The 21073-nt window shown below is 30.4% G+C and carries 19 protein-coding genes; 12 read left to right on the top strand and 7 right to left on the bottom strand.

Annotated elements, in window-relative coordinates:
- Positions 1–58 precede the first annotated feature (58 nt).
- The 3 genes from BM072_RS12365 to BM072_RS12355 all read left to right on the top strand — a co-directional run bounded on the left by BM072_RS12365 (position 59) and on the right by BM072_RS12355 (position 1783).
- Positions 59–967 (top strand): M28 family metallopeptidase, encoded by a 909-nt coding sequence (locus tag BM072_RS12365; protein ID WP_092908988.1) that lies wholly within the window; start codon positions 59–61, stop codon positions 965–967.
- A gap of 63 nt (positions 968–1030) precedes the next feature.
- Positions 1031–1549, top strand: a complete 519-nt coding sequence (locus tag BM072_RS12360; RefSeq protein ID WP_092908987.1) for a DUF421 domain-containing protein — start codon at positions 1031–1033, stop codon at positions 1547–1549.
- A 39-nt stretch (positions 1550–1588) separates the two neighbouring features.
- On the top strand, positions 1589–1783 hold the full coding sequence (locus BM072_RS12355) for a hypothetical protein (protein WP_092908986.1): 195 nt from the start codon (positions 1589–1591) through the stop codon (positions 1781–1783).
- 75 nt (positions 1784–1858) lie between these two features.
- Here BM072_RS12355 and BM072_RS12350 read toward each other — a convergent pair whose 3' ends face one another.
- From BM072_RS12350 to gcvP, 4 genes are all read right to left on the bottom strand, one after another.
- Entirely contained in the window at positions 1859–3322 is a 1464-nt protein-coding gene (locus BM072_RS12350; protein ID WP_092909000.1) for a serine hydrolase domain-containing protein, read from the bottom strand.
- Between the two features lie 85 nt (positions 3323–3407).
- The gene (locus BM072_RS12345; protein ID WP_092908985.1) at positions 3408–3995 is read right to left on the bottom strand and encodes a helix-turn-helix domain-containing protein; all 588 of its coding nucleotides are present in this window, start codon (positions 3993–3995) and stop codon (positions 3408–3410) included.
- 142 nt (positions 3996–4137) lie between these two features.
- Entirely contained in the window at positions 4138–4848 is a 711-nt protein-coding gene (aqpZ, locus tag BM072_RS12340) for an aquaporin Z (protein ID WP_092908984.1), read from the bottom strand.
- Positions 4849–4992: 144 nt separating this feature from the next.
- Positions 4993–7848 carry an aminomethyl-transferring glycine dehydrogenase gene (gene gcvP, locus BM072_RS12335; protein ID WP_092908983.1) on the bottom strand — a complete coding sequence of 952 codons (2856 nt, stop codon included), beginning with the start codon at positions 7846–7848 and terminating at the stop codon, positions 4993–4995.
- A gap of 228 nt (positions 7849–8076) precedes the next feature.
- On the opposite strand from gcvP, the gene hisE reads away from it, so the two are divergent.
- The 3 genes from hisE to BM072_RS12320 are packed head-to-tail and all read left to right on the top strand — an operon-like array spanning position 8077 to position 9636.
- Positions 8077–8421, top strand: a complete 345-nt coding sequence (gene hisE, locus BM072_RS12330) for a phosphoribosyl-ATP diphosphatase (protein WP_092908982.1) — start codon at positions 8077–8079, stop codon at positions 8419–8421.
- 18 nt (positions 8422–8439) lie between these two features.
- Positions 8440–9216: a M48 family metalloprotease gene (locus BM072_RS12325; protein ID WP_092908981.1), complete on the top strand. Its 777-nt coding sequence runs from the start codon at positions 8440–8442 to the stop codon at positions 9214–9216.
- Between the two features lie 3 nt (positions 9217–9219).
- The gene (locus BM072_RS12320; RefSeq protein WP_125113151.1) at positions 9220–9636 is read left to right on the top strand and encodes a hypothetical protein; all 417 of its coding nucleotides are present in this window, start codon (positions 9220–9222) and stop codon (positions 9634–9636) included.
- 3 nt (positions 9637–9639) lie between these two features.
- Here BM072_RS12320 and BM072_RS12315 read toward each other — a convergent pair whose 3' ends face one another.
- Positions 9640–10041 carry a thiol-disulfide oxidoreductase DCC family protein gene (locus tag BM072_RS12315; protein WP_092908979.1) on the bottom strand — a complete coding sequence of 134 codons (402 nt, stop codon included), beginning with the start codon at positions 10039–10041 and terminating at the stop codon, positions 9640–9642.
- 73 nt (positions 10042–10114) lie between these two features.
- Between BM072_RS12315 and BM072_RS12310 the strand changes: the two genes are divergently transcribed.
- Both BM072_RS12310 and BM072_RS12305 read left to right on the top strand, forming a co-directional pair.
- Entirely contained in the window at positions 10115–11503 is a 1389-nt protein-coding gene (locus tag BM072_RS12310; protein WP_092908978.1) for an HTTM domain-containing protein, read from the top strand.
- Between the two features lie 42 nt (positions 11504–11545).
- Positions 11546–12049 (top strand): DUF2314 domain-containing protein, encoded by a 504-nt coding sequence (locus BM072_RS12305; RefSeq protein WP_092908977.1) that lies wholly within the window; start codon positions 11546–11548, stop codon positions 12047–12049.
- Between the two features lie 47 nt (positions 12050–12096).
- Here the strand turns inward: BM072_RS12305 and BM072_RS12300 are convergent, their stop codons facing one another.
- Positions 12097–14229 carry a Tex family protein gene (locus BM072_RS12300; protein ID WP_092908976.1) on the bottom strand — a complete coding sequence of 711 codons (2133 nt, stop codon included), beginning with the start codon at positions 14227–14229 and terminating at the stop codon, positions 12097–12099.
- Positions 14230–14587: 358 nt separating this feature from the next.
- Here BM072_RS12300 and BM072_RS12295 point away from each other — a divergent pair, with 358 nt between their 5' ends.
- Positions 14588–15010: an acyl-CoA thioesterase gene (locus BM072_RS12295; RefSeq protein ID WP_092908975.1), complete on the top strand. Its 423-nt coding sequence runs from the start codon at positions 14588–14590 to the stop codon at positions 15008–15010.
- A gap of 55 nt (positions 15011–15065) precedes the next feature.
- A complete protein-coding gene (locus BM072_RS12290; RefSeq protein WP_092908974.1) occupies positions 15066–16271 on the top strand; it encodes an RsmB/NOP family class I SAM-dependent RNA methyltransferase in 1206 nt (401 codons plus the stop codon).
- A gap of 59 nt (positions 16272–16330) precedes the next feature.
- On the opposite strand, the gene BM072_RS12285 is transcribed toward BM072_RS12290, so the two are convergent.
- Positions 16331–18568: an OmpA family protein gene (locus BM072_RS12285; protein WP_092908973.1), complete on the bottom strand. Its 2238-nt coding sequence runs from the start codon at positions 18566–18568 to the stop codon at positions 16331–16333.
- A gap of 146 nt (positions 18569–18714) precedes the next feature.
- Between BM072_RS12285 and BM072_RS12280 the strand changes: the two genes are divergently transcribed.
- Both BM072_RS12280 and BM072_RS12275 read left to right on the top strand, forming a co-directional pair.
- On the top strand, positions 18715–19581 hold the full coding sequence (locus BM072_RS12280; RefSeq protein ID WP_092908972.1) for a cupin-like domain-containing protein: 867 nt from the start codon (positions 18715–18717) through the stop codon (positions 19579–19581).
- Between the two features lie 163 nt (positions 19582–19744).
- Entirely contained in the window at positions 19745–21061 is a 1317-nt protein-coding gene (locus tag BM072_RS12275) for a Na+/H+ antiporter NhaC family protein (RefSeq protein WP_092908971.1), read from the top strand.
- The last annotated feature ends 12 nt before the right edge of the window (positions 21062–21073 follow it).

Below are 21073 nucleotides of genomic sequence, written 5' to 3'. Positions count from 1 at the left end.
ACGAATACGATATGTTACTTTTTTGTATATTGATCCTCAATAATAATCACACACAAAAATGAAAAAAATAACTCTTGTTTTAATTAGTTTCTTTGCTTTTAATCAAGCAAATGCACAATATTCTAAAGAAAATCAAAAACAATATGTTCAAGATTTATCGACAGATCAAATGCAAGGTCGAAAATTTGCTTCTGCAGAAAATAAATTTGCAGCAGAATATATTGCACATAAATTTAAAATGAATAATTTAAAACCATGTGTGGGCGATTCTTTTTTGATTGAATTTGAACATAAAGGTCAAACAGGTCAAAACGTTTGTGGAATAAAAGAAGGAAAATCGAAAGATATTTACGCTTTTGGCGCACATTACGATCATGTTGGTGTAGATGATAAAGGAGACGATAAAATTTACAATGGTGCAGATGACAATGCAAGCGGAACTTCTGCTGTAATGGCTTTGTCGGATTATTTTAAAGATTTAAATCCAGATCAAACGGTTATGTTTATGGCGTTTGATGCAGAAGAAATAGGTTTGGTTGGATCAAAAAAATTGGTCGAAAACACAGATTTTAAAACGTATTTACCTGATATGAAATTGATGTTGAATCTTGAAATGATTGGAACAGTTTCTGCTTTTGGCGAAGGAAAAGTATATATGACGGGAAGTGATCGTTCTGATTTGATGAAATTAATGAATCAAAATGCAAGTGGAAAATTTCATGTAGAAAGTGATCCGTATCTAAAACAACAATTATTTTTTAGATCAGATAATGTAAATTTTGTAAATAATGGCGTGGTTTCGCATGCATTATCTTCGGTAAACATGGAAAATCAAACACATTATCACAAAAAAAATGATGATATGACTGTTATTAATGTCGATAATTTATCTGAAATAACACAAGGAATCGGAAAATCTGTTTATCAAATGATGCAGAAAAAAGAAATTCCACAGTATTCAAAATAAATAAAAAATCCGTTCAGTTACCGAACGGATTTTTTTATATCTTCTATCTTCTAAATTTATGATATGGAAGGTTATTTGGACATTATTATTCGCTGTATTTCGGTTTACTTTTTTATGCTTATTGCATTGCGAATTTTTGGAAAACAAGATTTATCGCAGCTAAATACGGCTGATGTTATTTTGATTTTATTAATTAGTAATGCCGTGCAAAACGCAATGGTTGGTACAGATTCTAGCTTAATTGGTGGTTTGGTTGCTGCATTGATACTTTTTTTAATCAATTTTGTTGTGAAAAAATGGTTGATGAAAAGTAAATTTTTTGGAAATCTAATCGAACAAAAACCTGAAATATTAATTAGTAATGGAAAAGCAGATTTTAAAACACTGAGTAAATTAGATATTAATTCGGAAGAGCTTTCTGAAGCAATGCGCGAACATGGTGTAGAGCATATAAAAGATGTGAAATTGGCAATGATGGAGATTGATGGAAACATTTCGATAATTACGGGTACGGATGATAATATGAAACAAACACATTATAAACGAAAACATAATCATAAAAATTTGCAAGGCGCAAATTGATTTTATAATCACTATTTTTGGTCATTAATAACAAAACGAATGACTAAAATTTTAAACATAATTAGTATTAGTATCATTGTTCTTTTGGTAGGACTTACAGTTTCTGAACATTTTTTTCCAATAGCTGGATTTGAATTGGTGTATGAAAAGAAATTTTATTTAGCAATTATTTACATAGCAATACGATTAACATCAAATTATTTGTTGAAAAAATCTGCTTCTACAAGTAAATAATCAATGATATCGATTAAAAGTAAAAAGCCCAATTCTACTAGAATTGGGCTTTTATTATTCTAACTAAATGAATGCTTATTTTGTTTCAATCTCCACAATTTTTTTACCTTTTTCTCCTAAATATTCAATTAATAATTCTTCATAAATTTTATAACCTTCATCAAAATTTGTGAAAATAATTAACCCTTGTTTTGTTTTAGGAAGAAGTATAAAAATGCATTGTGATCCTGAATCTGAGCCACCATGCGATAATGCAAGTTCATTATTTCCTAAATCATAAATATCTAAACCTAAACCAAAAAACTTGTTTTCTTTTGTTTTTACTTGTTTAGTAATCATTTCTTTATAAATATTTTCGTTTAAATTTTCACCGTTTAATATATTTACAAGAAAATTTCCATAATCTTCTATTGTTGTTTGTAAATCATCAGCTGCATTTGCTGTTTTGTTTTTTACGATTTCATAAGGTTGATCGTTTTTATTATAACCTATAACAAATCTCGATTCGTCTGTCTTTTTACTCCAGATATAAGATGTATCATTCATTTTTAGAGGTACAAAAATTAGTTCTTCTGCTAATTGCTCTAATGATTTTTTAAATTTATTTTCGAGTGCTTTTCTCAAATATTCATAACCTTCTCCCGAATATTGATATTTTGTACCTGGTTCAAATTCAAAATTTAATTTTTTGTTCTCATTTTGCCATCTCCAATTCGGAAAACCTGTTTGATGACTCAATATTAATCGTGTTGTTAATTTTTTGTTTCGTGGATCTTTAGCAACATCTGGATCTGTCCAATAGTTATAAATTGGTTCATCAAGCTTCCATTTACCTAAATTTATTAATTGTAAAGCAACCATTGCAGTAATTGGTTTAGTAAGTGATGCCACATTAAAAATTGAATTATAAGAAGAAGATTCGCCAAGAACTTTTATTTCTTTTAGCTTTCCATTTTCTATAATGCCTAATCCAAGTGTTTTTATATTGTATTTTTTTTGTAAAATTTCGAGTTTATTTTCAATGACTAAATTTGTATTTTCTGATTTTTTTAAATCATATGCTTGATGATTAAAACTATATGATTTTGTCAATTTCCATTCGTTATTTTCTAGTAACCAAAGGTTGGTAAATTTTGCAATTCCAGGTTGACTTTCGTGTTCTTCAGAAAATAAATGTTCGCCGTTTTGAATTGCTCCGTAAAGAATATTATTTTTATAAAGAGGATAAATTTTGGTGCTTTCTTTTACTAATGATCTTTTTACTTGTCGCAATTTAGGATTCTTACATAAGCCCGTTTTGAAATCATTTATAAATTTTGTTTTGTTAGAAAAACCATCTTTATCGTGGAAAAACTCTAATTTGTTACTCATTAATTTTTCAAATTGCGTAGCATCACATGTGTTGAATCCGATGGTAAATAGTAGGCTGTCTTTTGCTAAAATTGTCTTATATAAATCACTTTTTGAGTCTACTTGCGCATTGATATTTTGTGAAAAAGTAAAGAATAAAAATAGTGAATAATAAATGTATTTTGTCATTGCTAATTTTTTGTCAAAGATTAATTTAAGGTGTTTTATTTCCAAAAAATTACCACGACAAAAACCCGTCAATAACATGATTTTTTTATATAATACTGAAATTCAGCCTGTAATAAAGTTTTTTATTTCTATCAATTTCTAAAGCATTTCGTAATATGATGTAAAGATTTGACAAAACAATAGCTATTATAAGTACTAAAGTAAATTGACGTCCTAGTTTTAGAAATATGCCTAACATAAAAATGATTGGAGCAGAAATTGTCCAAATAATTTGAACGGAAATTATTTGTTTAGTGATATTGTTTTTCTCTTTGTAAAGATATGAAAGCAGAAGTGGAGCTAAAATATTTAGCGGAGGAAAGATGATAAATAATATAGAAGAAAGATTAATTAATTTAATTTTAGAAAAGTTAATCGTTTCGTTTTCTTGTGGAATTTCATCGTTAATTAAATTAATTTCATCAATTTTTTCATCAATTTCTATGCTATTATTTTCTGTTAATAAGTCAGAGTCATTAATCTCTAAAGTTTTAGAAAGAGTTTTTAATGTATGTCCTTTTGGTTTTGTACCTGCTTCAATTCGTTGAATTGTTCTTACAGAAATTCCAGATTTTTCTGATAATTCTTCTTGAGTTAGATTTTGTTGCTCTCTTATTATTTTAAGTTTGCTCATACAATTTATTTTTCTGTAATAGCGAAAAGTATTAATTGTTTAAAAATACATTATTCTAATTAAGCAACAAATTAAATAATGTAAAGAGGAGAAGTAATTAAAATATAAAAGCCCAATTCTACTAGAATTGGGCTTTTATATTTTATGCTAAATTTTCGTCTTTTTGTAAAAGGAATTTATAAATAAGTCCTCCGACAATTGCACCAGCAATAGGAGCTAGCCAGAATAACCATAGTTGAGGAATAAACTCGCCTCCAGCAAAAATAGCTTGAGAAGTTGATCTCGCAGGGTTAACAGATGTGTTTGTGATTGGAATAGAAATTAAGTGAATTAATGTTAATCCTAAACCAATTGCGATACCTGCAAATTTCCCGTTTGCAAATTTATCTGTTGCACCTAAAATAATGATTAAGAAAAAGGCTGTTAACACAAATTCTATCAAAAATGCAGACATCATGCTGTAACCATGTGGCGATAAATTACCGTAACCATTTGCGGCAAATGCGCCAGCTTTGGTATTGTCTATTGCAAAAGAAGCATTTCCTGAAGCAATTAAATATAAAAGTCCAGCAGCGGCAATTCCGCCTAAAACTTGCGAAATAATGTAAGGAGCTAGTTCTTTTGCGTCGAAACGACCACCAGCAAATAAACCAAAAGAAACGGCTGGATTAAAATGTCCTCCAGAAATATGACCAACAGCGTAAGCCATTGTTAATACTGTTAAACCAAAGGCAAGAGAAACTCCTGCGTAGCCAATTCCTAATTCGGGAATACCTGCTGCGAAAATTGCGCTACCACAACCTCCGAAAACCAACCAAAATGTACCGAAAAACTCGGCTGCATATTTTTTCATAATTTTTTCTATAATAGATTAGTTTGATAAATTTAAGTTTTTTTTAACAATTCTAATAATTTATTTTATTTGCTGAACAAAAAAAAATATCGCTCCGATTTCTCAGAGCGATATTTATATGATTAGATTTTAATTTCTAAAAAATTAATCCATGTAAGCTTCAATAGGCGCACATGTACAGATTAAGTTACGATCTCCGTAAGCATCATCAATACGAGATACAGAAGCAAAGAATTTGCGCTCGCGAACCCATTCTAATGGATATGCAGCTTTAGAACGCGTATAAGGATATTCCCATTCGTCTGCTGTAATTAAATGAATTGGGTGTGGTGCATTGTGTAAAACATTGTTATCAATTGGATAATCTCCGTTTATAACTTCGTCAATTTCTTGGCGAATAGAAATTAATGCATCACAAAAACGATCTAATTCTGCTTTTGTTTCAGATTCTGTTGGTTCTACCATTAAAGTTCCTGCAACTGGAAAAGAAACCGTTGGTGCATGGAAACCATAATCGATTAAACGTTTTGCGATATCTGTAACTTCGATTCCGTCTTTTTTGAATGGACGACAATCTAAAATAAATTCGTGCGCAACTACATTATTCGAGTTTGTATATAAAATATCGAAATGTTTCTCTAAACGAGTTTTCATGTAATTTGCGTTTAAAATAGCGCCTTGTGTTGCTTTTAATAAACCTTCTGCACCTAACATTAAAATGTAAGAGTAAGAAATTGGTAAAATGAAAGCTGAACCGTAAGGAGCTGCAGCAAATGTATTTTTAGCTTCTTTTCCGCCCATTTCAATTAATGGAGAAGATCCTAAAAATGGCGCTAAATGTGATTTAACACAAATTGGTCCAACACCAGGTCCACCACCACCGTGAGGAATAGCAAATGTTTTGTGTAAGTTTAAGTGGCAAACGTCTGCACCAATATTTCCTGGAGAAGTTAATCCAACTTGTGCATTCATGTTTGCACCGTCCATGTAAACTTGTCCACCATATTCGTGTATCATTGTTGTTACTTCAACAATATTATTATCAAAAGCACCGTAAGTAGAAGGATATGTAATCATCAAAGCACATAAATTGTCTTTGTGTAAATCACATTTTGCTTTTAAATCTTCTAAATCAGTTTCTCCAGATTCTAAGTTTTTAACAACCACTACTTTCATACCAGCCATAGCTGCAGAAGCAGGGTTTGTACCGTGTGCAGATTGTGGAATTAATACAACGTCGCGGTGTCCTTGTCCTTTAGATTCGAAATAAGAACGAATTACCATCAATCCTGCGTATTCTCCTTGCGCACCAGAGTTTGGTTGTAAAGATGTAGCGTCAAAACCAGTGATAACTGATAAATAATCTTCTAAATTCTGAATTAATGATTGGTAACCTACAACTTGATCTTTTGGTGTAAATGGATGTACATTACTCATTCTTTCCCAAGACATGTGTAACAATTCCGTCGCCGCATTCAATTTCATTGTACAAGAACCTAATGCAATCATCGATTGATTTAAAGCTAAATCTTTACGCTCTAAACGTTTGATGTAACGCATTAATTCAGTCTCTGTATGGTATAAGTTGAAATTTTCGTGAGTTAAGAAATCAGAAGTTCTGATTAAATCTTTTGGTAAATAAGAATCATCAACCTCAAATTCGAAACCATCTTCTGCATTTTTAATTGTTGCAAAAACACTTAAAAGTTCAAAAATATCTTCTTCAGAAGTCATCTCATCAATTGTGATAGAGATTTTTCCTTTCTCAAATCCATTTACATTGATTTCTTCTTCTGTAAAAATCTTAATGATTTCGTCAGAATTTTCAACTTCAATTTGAATTGTATCGAAGAATGCTGTATTAACTAATTTATATCCTAAATGCTCTAATCCACCATGTAAAACAGCTGCTTTTGTATGAATTTGATCTGCGATATATTGTAAACCATCTTTCCCGTGATAAACAGCGTAAAAAGAAGCCATAACCGCTAATAATACTTGAGCAGTACAGATGTTAGACGTTGCTTTTTCGCGTTTGATATGTTGCTCACGTGTTTGTAAAGCCATACGTAAAGCATAGTTTCCTAAACGATCTTGAGAAACCCCAATAATACGACCAGGAATTACACGTTTGTAATCTTCTGTACAAGAGATAAATGCAGCGTGTGGTCCACCGTATCCCATCGGAACACCAAAACGTTGAGATGTACCAATTGTGATATCTGCACCCCATTCTCCTGGAGGTGTTAATAAAGTTAAAGCTAATAAATCTGTAGCAACTGCTACTTTAATACCAACTGTATTTGCATTTTCTACAAATGATCTATAATTGTTAACTTGTCCTCCTTTACCAATGTATTGTACAATTGCACCGAAGAATTCGCTGTTTAATTCTGTTGTTTCAAAATTACCAATAACCAATTCTATTCCTAAACCATGCGCTTTAGTTTCTAAAACAGCAATAGATTGAGGAAATAAATTATCAGCAATAAAAAATTTGATTACATTGTTTTTCTTTTGATCTCTAGAACGAGATTCGAATAACATGTGCATTGCTTCACCACAAGCAGTACCTTCATCTAATAAAGAAGCATTTGCAATAGGTAAACCAGTTAAATCAGAAATAACAGTCTGAAAGTTTAACAAAGCTTCTAAACGTCCTTGTGCAATTTCTGCTTGATAAGGCGTATAAGCTGTGTACCAACCTGCGTTTTCTAAAACATTACGTTGAATAGGCGCTGGTAAAATAGTACCATAATATCCGTATCCTAAATAATTTTTTACTTTTTGATTTTGTGCAGCTAATTCAGCTAAATGATTAGTTGTTTCAAACTCTGACAAAGCTTCAGGTAAATCCAAAGCTTCAGCTAATCTAATATTTTGAGGTAAAGTAGCCTCTACTAAAGAATCAATAGAATCTTTCCCGATAACAGAAAGCATTTCAGCCGACTGTTGTTCATTGTTTCCAATATGTCTTATGGAAAAATCGTTTGTGTTCATTGTGTTTGCGCTATGTTTATTTGCGTGTAAAAATAAGCTATTTTATCTTAAAATAAAATAGCTTATTAATTATTACAACTTAAATTAATTAACATTATAAAGTTTAAAAATGTGAACAAAATCAGAAATAAAAATTAAATTTATTTTACGTAAATTCATACATTGGCAATATAATTGAACGGTAGAATCAGAAGATTTTTTTAAATTTATTCCGCATTTATAAAACCTATGCAAACAAACAGCTTTATGGAATTAAGTGACAACTCATCTGAAGTTAAAAAAGAAAAGAAATTTCCATTTTTAAAAAAATTGGAAATCATGATGGAAGATGCTAAATTAGAAGATGCTAAGAAATCTAAAATGAAGCGAGTTCATAAAAAAGGAAACTCGCAGATAGCTAAAAAAATGGGCGAAGAAGCAGTAGAAATGGTGATTGCTTCGGAACAAGACAACGACGAAAATTTTTTAGAAGAATCTGCAGATGTATTTTTTTATTATATGATGGCTTTGCACGCACGAGGATTTGAGCTGAAAGATGTTTTAGAAATACTAAAAAAACGTCACAAGAAATAATAAACACATAACACTAATATGCAAAAAGGCGGTACTTCTATAAAATTGATAGTTGCTGCGGCAATTGTAATTTTTTCTTTGGTAAAATATTTTGCTTCATCCGAAGTAAATGATATTACAGGCGAAAAACAATATATTTCGTTAACAAAAGACGACGAAATTGCAATGGGAATTAATTCTGCACCGCAAATGGCGCAAGAATTTGGTGGATTATCTCAAAATACGCAATATCAACAGCTCGTAAAACAAGTTGGAGATAAAATTGTAAAAAACAGTGATGCTGGTAAAACAAAATACCCGTTTCAGTTTTATGTTTTGGCAGATAATCGCACCGTAAATGCTTTTGCATTGCCTGGTGGACCAATTTTTATTACCGAAGCTTTGCTAACTCGTTTGCAGAATGAAGACCAATTGGCAGGTGTGCTTGGACACGAAGTTGGGCATGTTATTGCACGTCATAGTGCCGAGCAAATGTCTAAACAAGAATTGTCGCAAGGAATTGCTGGTGCGGCTGGTGTTGCTGCGGGGGATGCTAATTCGGCTTATTATGCGCAAGTTGTTGCCAATATGGTGAATATGAAATATGGGCGTGATGACGAATTGGAATCGGATGATTTAGGTGTTCGATTTATGATACAAGCGGGTTATAATCCTGAAGCATTAATTGGTGTGATGGATATTTTAGAAGAAGCATCGGGTGGAAGTCAAGTACCAGAATTTCAAAGTACGCATCCTTCGCCGTCTAATCGTCGCGAAAAAATACAAGCTGCGATTGAAAAATATAAAAATCATTAATACTTGAAGATACATTTTACTTTGCTAGAATTTAGTTATTCAGTTTTAATTGGCTGTTGTGTTATTTTTATAAAATTTACAGATGGGTTTGGATTTATGCAAGGTGATGACTTTAATTATGTGAAACAATTACAGTCTTCAGGAAGTGATGATGATGCGTCGGTTTATTGTTTAGGACTTATAACTACATTTTTCTTTTTAATAAGTTTGTTTTCAAAAAGAAAATATAGAGTTTTATCTTTTTATCTATTATTTGCATACTTTTTATTACCTATAATTCAAATGGGTGAAATAGATTCAACTATAATCAATGGGAATTATGTATTATTGATTATAGTTATAATAATTTTATTATTAACATTATATTTTTGGGGAATAATTTTTTTAAAAATTAAAAAATATTTAAATCAACCAACTTAATAATTACTCCAAAAATCGAGCATTTAATTCTTTTGTAGGAATCCAACAACTATCGTTTTTACCAAACCAATTGTATCTATTTTTTGCAATAAAATTGTAAACGAAATCTCTAATTGGTTTTGGAACAACTATAAAAATTGAAAGAATAGAAATTATTCCGTCCAAATGTTTACTAATTTTAAGCGGAGCAGAAGATTTGGTGTAAATTTTTTCATCTTCGATATAAATCATAGATTCGAAATTTTCTGCATCTAAATTATTTTCTTTCAGAAATTTTTGACCAAAATCAGATTGTAATGAAGCAAAAAGGAATTGATTTTTCTTGTCATGTTCAATCACAAATTGAACCGATTGATTGCATAAATTGCAAATTCCATCAAACAAAATAATTTTCCTTGTTTTCATTTAATAAATATACGGTAAAAGTAGCTAAAACTCTAAAGGTTATTTTTAAATTAGCCAAAATAACAAGCTTATAATGTTCAGTGAATATCTATTCAGAAAAGTTGATAATTCTCCACTTGTAATTTTCCGAGTAATTTTCGGATTATTAATTGTGGCAGAATGTTGGGGAGCCATTTATACGGGCTGGGTACAATCTAATTTTGTTGATCCTAAAATTTCATTTTCATTCATTGGTTTCGAATGGTCAAATGTGTTTTTAGGCGCAAAAATGATTTACTTTTATATCGCAATGGGAATTTTGGGATGGTTTATTGCCTTTGGCTTTGCATACCGATTTTCTACTATTGTTTTTGCATTGTTGTGGTCGCTAACCTATTTTATGCAGAAAACAAGTTATAACAATCATTATTATTTGTTTATGCTCGTTTCGTGGATGATGACAGTTATACCAGCACACCAATTTTTTTCTGTAGATAGTTTAATGTTTCCAAAAATAAAACGTTTAACTTGTCGCAATTGGGTACCAACATTGTTTATTATTCAATTGTTAATTGTGTACACATTTGCAGCGTTTCATAAAATTTATCCAGATTGGTTTAATGGTGTTTTCTTACAAATGAAATTCCATGAATATGGCGAATTATTAACGTTTAAATACAATTTAGCTGGTTTAGGAAAAGTAGTAAGTAGTTTAGAGTTTGCGCAAGTATTTGCTTGGACAGGATTCTTTTTCGATTTATTGATTATACCAGCAATGATGTTTAAAAAGACGCGTAGTTTAGCTATAAAATGTGCAATCTTTTTTCATATTTTCAATTCAGCCGTTTTTGGAATCGGAATATTTCCTTTTTTCGCATTAGCGATGATGATTTTCTTTTATGATCCAGTTAAAATTCAGGAAATGGTTTTTCCTAAAAAATCGTTTATGATGGATCGTTCTGACGAAGATAATCTTTTAACAACACGGCGTGTAATGTTTTCGTACTTACTTTGTTTTTATGTGCTATGGCAAGTTTATTTACCGGTTCGTCATCTTTTTATTCCCGGAAATGTTTTTTGGACAGAAGAAGGTCATCGTTTGTCTTGGCGAATGATGTTGCGTAATAAAGCTGGTGAAATTGAGGTTTTTGTTGCCAAACCAGATCCAAAGAATAAAGGTAAATTCTTGAAGCGAGAAAAGATAAAATTAGACGATTATTTGACGTATAAACAAATCTCTAAACTAGCAATAAGCCCAGATATGATGTGGCAATTTGCACGTTTTGTAAAACATGATTATGCCGAAAAAGGAATAAAAGATGTCAAAGTTTTTGTAGATGCAAAAGTATCTGTAAATGGAAGTGAATATTATCAATTTACAAATCCAAATTACAATTTAGGTGTTACAACTTGGAGTTATTTTGGACATCAAAAATGGATTGAAAATCAACCAAAAGAATTGCATTTGTCTTATTTTGAATAAAATTTTGTAAATTTAAGTACATATTAACCAAGAAATACAATTATGAAATATACATTATTAGTAGCCGCATTTGCAACATTTCTTTTTTCGTGTGGAAAAGGAGAAGGTTCTGGCGTTTCGGCGTACAAAGGAATTGATAAACAAAAACAAGAAGTTGAAGATTTAGATAGTATCGGAAAAGAAGCGCGTCAAACACTTGATGATTTTAAGTTAGCGTTATCGATGAAAGATACAACTACAACAAATTTTATTGTAAAAGAAATGTATGATATTCCAAATTCTGACAGAAAAGAGCATATTTGGGTTCGCGATGTTTACAGTGAAAATGATACTTTAAAAGGAATTATTGACAATGTGCCGCAATATACAAAATTGGTAAAACACAATGATACAGTTGCAATTGACCAAAATAAAATATCTGATTGGATGTATTATAAAGGTGATAAAATGATTGGTGGTTTTACAATAAAATATATGCGAAGCAAGTTAGATGACAAACAACGTGCAGAATTTGATAAACAATATAAAATAAAATTCGAGGATTAATCGAAATAGAATAAAAAAGGCAATCTAAACAGATTGCCTTTTATTTTTTAATCAATTAAAGAGAGTTGTATTTTTCTTTTTTCGGTATCTAAACCAATTACAGTTACGTCGACTTGCTGACTTAAATGTACTTTAGAATTAACATCAGAAATAAATTCATTCGAGATTTTAGAAATATGAATCAATCCATTTTCCTTAATTCCGATGTCTACAAAACATCCAAAATTTGTAATATTATTGATAATTCCAGGAACTTTCATTCCAAGTTTTAAATCTTCAAATTTCTTTAATTTAGAGTCAAAACTAAAAACTTTAGCTATAGATCGTGGATCTAAACCAGGTTTTTCTAATTCTTTTTTAATATCTTCTAAAGTTAATAAACCAACTTTTTCGGTTACATATTTTTGTAAATCAATTTGATTAATTAATTCTTTATTCTGAATCAAATCAGTCAAATTAACATTTAAATCTTTTGCTATTTTTTCAACCAAAACATACGATTCTGGATGCACAGCCGAATTATCTAAAGGATTTTTAGCATTCGGAATTCGTAAAAATGCAGAAGCTTGTTGGAATGCTTTTTCGCCCAAACGAGGAACTTTTAGTAATTCTTTTCTCGAATTAAAAGCACCATTTTCAGTACGAAAAGTAACAATGTTTTCAGCCATTTTTTCGCCAATTCCAGCAACATAATTTAGGAGATGTTTACTTGCTGTATTCAGATTTACGCCAACTTTATTTACACAAAAAGAAACCACGTCATCTAGCTCATTTTTTAATAAATTTTGATCCACATCATGTTGATATTGACCAACTCCGATAGATTTTGGCTCAATCTTTACCAATTCTGCTAACGGATCTTGTAAACGACGACCTATAGAAACTGCGCCACGAACGGTAATATCTTTATCAGGAAATTCATCGCGGGCAATTTTAGATGCCGAGTAGATAGAAGCACCAGCCTCGTTGACAACAAAAACTTTTAATGGACGATCAAAAGGAATATTCTGAATCATGTTTTCGGTTTCGCGAGAAGCTGTTCCATTTCCGATCGAAATTGCATCAACATTATATGCATTAACCAACGATTTTATTTTTTTGATTGCTTGCGTTTTCTCGTTTTGAGGAGCGTGCGGATATATATTTTCGTTGTGTAATAAATTACCTTGCTCATCAAGAACAACAACTTTACAACCCGATTTATAACCAGGATCAAGTGCTAAAATACGTTTTTCACCAAGCGGCGGCGCCAATAACAATTGATTTAGATTTTTAGAAAAAACATCAATCGATGTTTCGTCTGCTTTATGTTTTGCTTCTTTTAAAACTTCGTTAGAAATAGACGGCGCTAAAAGTCGTTTATATGCATCTTTTATAGCTTCCTCTATAACCCAAGAAACTTCTGGTTGAATGGATTTGATTAAAGTATATTCTAAAAAACTGAATGCTTCTTTTTTATCTATAGAAATAGTCACTTTCAAAAAACCTTCATTTTCGCCACGTAAAACGGCTAATAATCGATGCGAAGCTATTTTTTTAAGCGGTTCTTGGTAATCAAAATAATTCGAGAATTTTTGAGCATTTTCATCCTCAATTTTACTTTTTACAACTTTACTTTCTATTAAAGCTGATTTACGATAAATTTCGCGTAAACGATTTCTAACATATTCGTTTTCGTTAATCCATTCTGCAATTATATCTTGCGCTCCAGCAAAAGCGTCTTCTATAGTCGCAACTTCATCATTAATGTATTGATGTGCTAAACCATCTAAATCAGAAATATTATTCTGCTTCATGATAATTTTAGCCAAAGGTTCCAAACCTTTTTCTTTTGCAATGGTTGCTTTTGTTTTCTTTTTCTTTTTATATGGAAGATATAAATCCTCAATTTGAACCAAATCAAAACTTTTTTGAATACGTTGTCGTAATTCTGGATTTAATTGATTTTGTTCTTCTAAAGTTTTTAGAATAAATTCTTTTCGTGTTATAATTTCTACATATTGATTTTGTAATTTTTTGATTGCAGAAATTTGTACTTCATCAAGATTTCCGGTTACTTCTTTTCGGTATCTCGCAATAAAGGGTATAGTATTATCGTCGTTTAAACAATTTACGGTATTGTTAATCGACTTTTCTGAAATATCTTTTAAATGTTGATGAATGTATTGTATCAAATCCATAGTAAAAATTTGGGACTGCAAATTACTATATTTTATGCGAATTCTATAAAAATGCTTTGTTTTATATAGCTCTAAATATATCAGAGTGATAAATTACGAATATTCTCTTATTTCAGTAAAAAATATGCATAGATTATTTTAAATGAAAAAAAATAATAAAAATTTTCTAAAAAGTTTTGGTAATTATTAAATAATTTCTAAATTTGAAACCAGGTAGTAGAGAGTAAGATTGATTTTTTTTAATGTTAAATTTATACTTACAGTGTAAGTTTTTTTAAAAATCAATTGGGTTTAAGCTGAGGAGCTTAAACCCGTTTTTTTTTATACCAATTTCTTATCTTTGAGTCAAAACTAAAAAATGGCTCGCATCAAATTACAATTTACCTCACAATACTTATTTACCGCAAAAATACCAGTCCGAATTACAGATCTTAATTACGGAAATCATCTAGCAAACGATAAAGTTTTATCCATCATTCACGAAGCAAGAATGCAGTTCTTTAATCATTTTGGTTATACAGAAATGGATTGTGGCGGCGTAAGTGTTATTATGGCAGATGTTGCAATCGAATATAAAAATCAAGCTTTTTATGGTGACGAATTAATCATAGAAATAGGTGTACAAGATTTTACGCGTGTTAGTTTTGATATCTTTTATAAAATTTCTACAACAGAAAAAATAATTGCACTTGCCAAAACGAGTATTGTAACCTTTGATTATCGACAAAATAAAGTGGTAGAAGTGCCTTTAGAAGTTAAAGAAAAGTTGAAAGAAGTATAAAGACTGAAAATTTATTACGTCAATCACTTAAGTCTTCGTAAATTTGCAACGAGTTATGAAGATTTTACCATATAAAAATTTATTTGTCGGAATTACCGACACGTTAAATAATATTTTCTTTGAAGGGAAATATGCAGATAAAGAAGTTGAACGTACATTAAAATCGAACAAGCTTTGGGGCGCACGTGATCGTGGTTTTATTGCACAAACGGTTTATGATTTGGTTCGCTGGAAACGTTTGGTTGAAGGAGCAATGAGTCGTCCACTTTCTAAAGAAACAATTTGGGAATTTGTGGGTACTTGGTTTGCTTTAGATCCAGAACAAAAATTACCTGCTTGGGAAGAATTTCAAAAAGTTTATCCAAAAGAAATATTAAAAAGACACCACGAATCGTCTAAAAATATTGCTGTAGCAGAATCTTATCCAGATTGGATGTTCGAGTTAGGGCAAGCTGCTTTAGGAGATCGTTGGTTAGAAGAAGTGCATGCAATGAATTCGCAAGCGCCAACAGTTTTACGTGTAAATACATTAAAAACTGATCGTAAAACGTTGCAAAAAGCATTAAAAGATAGAGGTGTTAAAACCAATCTTTTATCAAAATATCAAGACGCGATTGAGCTTGAAGAAAAGATGAATATCTTTAGAACTGATGAATTTCAGAATGGTTGGTTCGAGGTTCAGGATGCAGGTTCGCAGTTAATTGCGCCATATTTACGTGTTGGTCCAGGTATGCGTGTTGTTGATGCGTGTGCTGGTGCAGGAGGTAAATCGTTGCATTTAGCGTCTTTGATGGAAAATAAAGGACAAATTATTGCAATGGATTTGTACGAATGGAAATTGAAAGAGTTAAAGCGTCGTGCAAAACGTAATAATGTTCAAAACATTCAAACAAAAGTTATCGAAGCAAAAACAATAAAACGTATGGAGAATACTGCCGATCGTTTATTGATTGATGCGCCTTGTTCTGGTTTGGGAGTTTTAAGACGTAATCCTGATGCAAAATGGAAATTACAACCTCAGTTTATTGACGAAATTGTTGTGCTTCAAGAAAAAATCTTGAGCGAATATTCTAAAGTAATCAAAGTAGGAGGATTGATGGTTTATGCAACTTGTTCTATTTTACCACAAGAAAATGAGCAACAAATAGAAAAATTCTTGGCTAATAATCCAAATTATAAATTATTAAGCGAGAAAACACATTATCCATCAGAAACTAATTACGATGGTTTCTACATGGCATTGATTGAAAGAACTGCTTAATCACAAGCAAAATTAGATATAAAAAAGACTGAGAATTTTCTCGGTCTTTTTTTATTGGTTTACTTTTTTACTCGAAAACGAACTCGTCTATTTTCAAAATTTTTCCAATCAATACAGTTTGTTGCCGGATTACATTCTTTGTGTTTTAAATCAGAAAAACCTTTGCTTTCCACAGAAAATCTATTTTTATTTAAACCTTTCTCAGCTAAATAATTTAAAACAGAATTTGCACGACGTTGGGCTAAATCTACATTATAAATCGCCGTACCAACTGCATCTGTATGACCTTCGATTATAAAGTGTAAAGTCGGATTTCTTTTCATAATTGCAACAACTTCATTCAGTTTTTGAAAATCAATAGCTCTAATTTCAGCTTTATCAAAGTTAAATTCGACCGTTTCCATTAAATAATTTGAATAATCTTGGACATAATTTTCAATTTTTTCTTCATTCAAAATAGCTTCAGGGCAACCATTACCAAATCGATTTCCTTTTACATACGGACATTCATCTTCCAAATCCATCACACCATCATTATCCGAATCATAATCGTTATTTAGAATTTCGTAATATCCTTGTTGAATCAATAAATTATATGGTGTAGAAATATTGTAGGTTGTTCCAATTTTCTCAATTTCTTTTCGATATCGTCCATCTTTTACGCACATTTCTCCGCAACGTTGCTCGTCTTTTAGTAAAAAATCAATTTTTTGTTTTGCCCAATAAAATTTTATAGCTTCTGTAAATTCACTTTTATTTGCCTGTTTAATTTCAAAGTTTTGAGTATAATTTTGATTGGATTTAGTGCCAATAATTTCAAGTTTTTTGGGATAACGCGCATTACAATCTTTGGAAACAAAATGAACAGATTGTTGCGCTAAATAAGTATTGAAATTTTTAGGAAAAGTTTCGTTGAGGTTAATTTGCGACGATTGTACTTTCAAATGATAAATAGAACTATGTAAAATAGCCGTTTTAAATTGATTAATTTTTGACTGAAATTCATTCGTTTCATTTAGTGTAATTGGTATAGAACCTGTTGCCATACTAATAAAATTCATTGCCTTATAATCCAATTCTTTTCCAATTCCTAAAGTTATAAACTGCGTGTCTTTTGAATAATTTCGAAGCGAATTATAAACAGATTCATTCAAATTCATTTTTCCATCCGAAATAATTGCAATAATTCTTTTATAATTTTTATCAAACGGATTTTTTTGAAATTGCTCAATCGCTTCGTCCAATAATTTTTCTCCAATACCACTTTGTTGATTGATTTTATTTAAAGCAATTTCTATATTTTCTTTTGTTGGGAATTGAGCTTCTTTAAAAAGTAAATCGTTTTTTGTCGAATAAATTAAGACATTAAACTTATCCGTTTCTTTAAGATTCGGAAGTAATTGATTCATCAAGTTTTTCGCAACTTCAATCGGTTGATTCATCATAGAGCCAGAAGCATCAATTACAAATAAAAATTCGCGCGGAGAATTGTAATCTTCCACATTTTTAGAAGGTTCTATTGTTCCTAAAATATAATCGCAACCATTTTCTGTAAACGTTTCTATTCCGGTTTTCATTTGATCACTTGCATAAGAATACTGAATTTTTGGTATTTTTTTTACCGAAGTTTGAATCAAATAATTTTTCTCATTTTCTTTTACAAATTTCAGTTCTGTCTCTATTTTAGAGATTGGGAAATTTCCTGAAAGATGAATTTTAGAATTAATATTTTTCGGAAAACCGTTTAAATTGCTATTCCATCGATTAATTTGTGTAAAAGATTCTGTTCGTTTTGTAATTAATTCTGGAAATGTAAGTTGATAATTTAATTGATTTTCAAGGATAATTTTTACAATTTTCAGTTCAACTTTAATTTTTGCATTTGCAGGAATTTTACCTAAATCAACTTTTAGAAATTGATTATTTTTTTGATTTTTGAAAAGTGTTGAAGCATCAATTGTCTTTAATTCTTTTCGAATTTCTATTATTGACTTTGATTTAATTTCGATTAATTTTTCATCTACCCAAACTTTTAATTCAACTAAATTTTGATTTGTTTGATACGGATAAATGAATTGTGCAGGAATTTCTTCGTTGGTATTATTTTTGTAAATAAGCTTAGTTGCAAGATTTCCTAATAAATGATGAAAGTCGAATTTATTATCGACAGAAATGGCGTCAATCTTTTCAAAATCTTCATCATTTTTTAATTCTAAATACGGAAAAACTTGTTGAGCAAAACAAAAAGGATTCAGTATCAGTAAAATTAAAACGAAATATGTAAGCTTAATTTTCACTTAAGTGGCGTATTGTAAAAATTTAGTCTAAAATACTGAATGTATATTGAATTAAATAATATATTTAAAAAAGATGAGTTTTAAGATTTTGAACTTAAGATTTAACCAAAAGTTAATTAAATTTGTACCTGTATTTTACATAAAAGATGAATTTTAATTTCAGAGAAGTTGAAAGAGTAGAAAATATTTCTGCAAAAGATTTTCAGAAATATTATGTTAATCCTCAAAAACCAGTTGTTGTAGAGCGAATTACAGAAGATTGGCCTGCTTATGAAAAATGGAATTTTGAGTACATGAAACAAATTGCTGGAGATAAAATTGTACCACTTTATAACAATGATCCAGTAGATTATACGAAAAAAGTGAACGAGCCAATTGCAAAGATGAAAATGGCTGATTATGTAGATTTGTTGCAAAAAGAACCAACAGATTTGCGTATTTTTTTGTATAATTTGATAAGCCAAGTTCCGGAATTACAACAAGATTATAAAATGCCCGATTTAGGTTTAAATTTATTTAAATCGATGCCAATGTTATTTTTTGGAGGAGAAGGATCGAATGTTTTTATGCATTATGACATAGATTTGGCGAATATTTTACATTTTCATTTTGCAGGTGAAAAACGTTGCGTGATTGTTCCGCCGCAAGATTCAAAATATATGTACAAGATTCCTTATTCGGTAATTTGTCGAGAAGATATAGATTTTGATAATCCCGATTTTGAAAAATGGCCAGCACTAAAAAATATAAATCCAATGTATGCAGATTTAAAGCATGGCGAAATGTTGTACATGCCCGAAGGTTGGTGGCATTACATGAAATATTTGACGCCAGGTTTTTCGATGAGTTTACGATCTTTAGCACACAAACCAAAAAATTTATCCCAAGCCATTTACAATATTTTTATCATGCGAACGTATGATAATGTGATGAGAAAAATAAAAGGGCAAGATTGGATCATAGAAAAAAATGAACTTGCAATTACAAAAACAAATAAATTAATTGCGAGATAAAATAGAAATTCAGAAAAATTTTCTAAATCAAGGAATGTCTAATTAAAGATATTCCTTTTTTTGTGCGTTATGCCTAAAATGTTATAAATCAATAAAAATTCAATTTTAATGTTCTGAAATTTCATTGGATATTTGTAGAATATTTTTCGGAATTTTTATTTATATGACTATCAAAAAAGGAAATTTTTGGGCTTTATTGCCTTTGATTGCATTTATTGTAATCTATTTTTCAGCCTCTATTTATTTAAATGATTTTTATTCGGTACCAGCATTGGTTATTTTTATGTTGGCGTTGGTTATATCATTTATACAATTTCCTAAAACCTCTTTTAACGATAAAGCAGAAGCATTTTGTAAAAATGCAGGTGAAGAAACAATCATGTTAATGATTTTGATTTTCTTGTTAGCTGGTGCTTTCGGTAGCTTAGGAAACACGGTTGGTGCAGTACAATCTACCGTAAATTTATTTTTAAATTTTTTACCTTCATCATTTATTGTTGGTGGTTTTTTCTTGTTGTCTTGTTTTATCGCGACCGCTTTGGGAACATCAGTTGGGACTATTGTTACAGTTGCGCCAATTGCGGTACAAATGGATGCTATGATTCCTGGTTCTATGCCAATTTTGTTAGGCGCAGTGGTTGGTGGTGCAATGTTTGGAGATAATTTATCGTTTATTTCTGATACCACAATTGCAGCAACACGTACGCAAGAAATTGATATGAAATCTAAGTTCAAAACAAATGTAGGAATTGTAGTTCCTGCGGCAATTGTTTCGACTTTAATCTATTTTTCTCTTTCTCAAAATTTTGATACAACCAATTTTCAGGGAAAACACTTGGATTATGATTTGATTTTAATTTTACCATATTTGATTGTTTTTGGACTTGCAATTTCCGGAATCAATGTAATTTGGGCTTTAATTGTCGGAATTTTATCTTTCTTAGGAATTGGATTGTTTTATTCAGGTATTCCTTTATTAGAACTGATTTCATCAATCAACGAAGGGTTTAAAGGAATGTATGAATTGAGTATTATTTGTTTGATTATTGGCGGTGTTGTTGGTGTTATTCGATTAAATGGTGGTTTAGATTATATTATTTATCATTTAACACGAAATATCAAAACTAAACGTCAAGCAGAAATGAGTATTGCTTCGCTTACCGCTCTTGCAAACGCTTGTTTGGCTAATAATACAATTACGATTTTGATTTGTGGTAAAATAGCAAAAGATATTTCTGATAATCATAATTTAGAGCCAAAACGTGTTGCAAGTATTTTAGATACAGTTTCGTGTTTTGTACAAGGAATTTTGCCTTATGGCGCACAAGTTTTAGCCGCTGTTGCGGCTGCAAATGCAATATCTGCAACAGTAAAAGTTTCGTCAATAGATGTACTTTCTAATTTATATTATCCATTTTTAACAGGAGTTTCTACGTTAATATTTATCTTATTTCTTCAACCAAAATCATTAAGAAAATAGATTGATTTATGT

The sequence above is a fragment of the Algoriella xinjiangensis genome (assembly GCF_900115015.1).
GTDB lineage: Bacteria > Bacteroidota > Bacteroidia > Flavobacteriales > Weeksellaceae > Empedobacter > Empedobacter xinjiangensis.
The sequence above is the reverse complement of the archived record's forward strand: the minus strand, read 5'-3'. Positions and strand labels throughout refer to the sequence as shown.